We start from the raw sequence: 2,010 nt of genomic DNA, 5'->3' as shown, positions 1-2,010 counted from the left end.
GCCCCGGCCGGTCCTCCTCCAGGGGATCCGCCCCGGTCAGCTCGCGTCGGTCAGTTCCACCTGGATCTCGACCTCCACCGGAGCGTCCAGCGGCAGGACCGCGACACCCACCGCGCTGCGGGCGTGGACGCCCTTGTCGCCGAGGACGTCGACCAGCAGCTCGCTCGCGCCGTTGAGGACGCCCGGCTGGCCCGTGAAGTCCGCGGCCGAGGCCACGAACCCGGTGACCTTGACCACGCGCGCGACGCGGTCCAGGTCGCCGGCGACGGACTTCACGGCGGCGAGCGCGTTCAGCGCGCAGGTGCGGGCCAGCTCCTTGGCCTCCTCCGCCGTGACCTCGGCGCCGACCTTGCCGGTCAGCGCGAGCTCGCCGCCCACCATGGGGAGCTGGCCGGCGGTGTACACGTACCGCCCGGACAGCACGGCGGGGCGGTACGCGGCCAGCGGCGGGACGACCTCGGGCAGGCTCAGGCCGAGCTCGGCCAGTTTCGCCTCGACCGCACTCACGCCTGCTTCTCCCGCTTCAGGTAGGCGACCAGCTGCTCGGGGTTGTTCGGGCCGGGAACGACCTGCACGAGTTCCCAGCCGTCCTCGCCCCAGGTGTCCAGAATCTGCTTCGTGGCGTGGACCAGCAGCGGAACCGTGGAGTACTCCCATTTCGTCATGCGGCGACTCTAACCGCTGGATTCCCGGGAACCCTCCCCCGGAGCCGACGGGGCACGCGGGGAGGAATTAGGCTCGAAGGCGTGAGCAGGCTTCAGGTCGTCAGTGGCAAGGGCGGAACCGGCAAGACCACGGTGGCCGCGGCCCTCGCGCTGGCCCTGGCCACGGAGGGGAAGCGGACGCTTCTCGTCGAGGTCGAGGGCCGCCAGGGCATCGCACAGCTCTTCGAGACGGAGGCGTTGCCGTACGAGGAACGGAAGATCGCGGTCGCTCCCGGCGGCGGTGAGGTGCACGCCCTCGCCATCGACGCCGAACGCGCCCTGCTGGACTACCTCCAGATGTTCTACAAGCTGGGCAGTGCCGGACGGGCCCTGAAGAAGCTCGGCGCGATCGACTTCGCGACCACCATCGCGCCCGGGGTGCGGGACGTCCTGCTGACCGGCAAGGCGTGCGAGGCGGTACGGCGCAAGGAGCGGAACGGGCGGTTCGTCTACGACTACGTCGTGATGGACGCCCCGCCGACCGGGCGCATCACCCGTTTCCTCAACGTCAACGACGAGGTGGCCGGACTCGCCAGGATCGGCCCGATACACAATCAGGCGCAGGCCGTGATGCGGGTGCTGAAATCACCGGAGACGGCGGTGCACCTGGTCACGCTGCTGGAGGAGATGCCGGTCCAGGAGACCGTGGACGGCATCGCCGAGCTGCGGGCGGCCCGGCTGCCGGTGGGCCGGGTCATCGTGAACATGGTGCGCCCGGAGCTGCTGGACGCGGCCGATCTGGAACTCGTGGGGACGGTCCCGCGTTCCTCCGTCGCGCGGTCGTTGTCCTCCGCCGGCCTCGGCGGCGCGCGGCGCGGGGGGCACGCCGAGCGGCTGGTGGACCCCCTGCTCGCGCAGGCGGAGGAGTACGCCGAGCGGTACGCGCTGGAGGCCGAGCAGCGTGCCGCGCTGGCCGAGGTGGACCTGCCCCGGCACGAGCTGCCGCTGCTCGCGGAGGGCATGGACCTGGCGGGCCTGTACGCGCTGGCCAGGGAGCTCCGCGCCCAGGGCGTGTCGTGACCGGCGGGAACCCGTCCGGCCGCGCCGGACGCGGCAGGGGGGTGCCCGGTCCGGGCGCCGGTGCGGGTGCGCCCGTCCGGGACGTGCCCGCGCCGGGCGTCGCGGCGGGCGGACCCGTCGTGCCGTCCGTCGTCCCACCCGTCGCGTCGCCCTCCGTCACGAGCCGGGAACCGCACCGGGAAACCCGTCGAGAACCGAGTCGGAAGCATCGGAAGCAGGGGATGTCATGAGTCGTCGTCCGGAACCGGAGCACGCGCACGACCCGGCCCACGCGCACGACCGGGCC

At 72.7% G+C, this 2,010-nt stretch carries 3 protein-coding genes; 1 reads left to right on the top strand and 2 read right to left on the bottom strand.

Features of this window, described 5'->3' with window-relative positions; all coding sequences use genetic code 11:
- Positions 1–36: 36 nt before the first annotated feature.
- Both AOK18_RS28535 and AOK18_RS32295 read right to left on the bottom strand, forming a co-directional pair.
- A complete protein-coding gene (locus AOK18_RS28535) occupies positions 37–507 on the bottom strand; it encodes a RidA family protein (protein ID WP_055696194.1) in 471 nt (156 codons plus the stop codon).
- The gene (locus AOK18_RS32295; RefSeq protein WP_019355547.1) at positions 504–665 is read right to left on the bottom strand and encodes a Sp36 family protein; all 162 of its coding nucleotides are present in this window, start codon (positions 663–665) and stop codon (positions 504–506) included. The genes AOK18_RS28535 and AOK18_RS32295 overlap by 4 nt, the downstream gene beginning before the upstream one ends.
- Positions 666–746: 81 nt before the next feature.
- Here AOK18_RS32295 and bagA point away from each other — a divergent pair, with 81 nt between their 5' ends.
- Entirely contained in the window at positions 747–1,724 is a 978-nt protein-coding gene (gene bagA, locus AOK18_RS28530; protein ID WP_055572872.1) for an ATPase BagA, read from the top strand.
- Positions 1,725–2,010: the final 286 nt, after the last annotated feature.

The organism is Streptomyces prasinopilosus (assembly GCF_001419695.1).
Classification (GTDB): Bacteria; Actinomycetota; Actinomycetes; order Streptomycetales; family Streptomycetaceae; genus Streptomyces; species Streptomyces prasinopilosus.
Note: the sequence above shows the minus strand (reverse complement) of the source record. Positions and strands in the feature narration are given on the sequence as shown.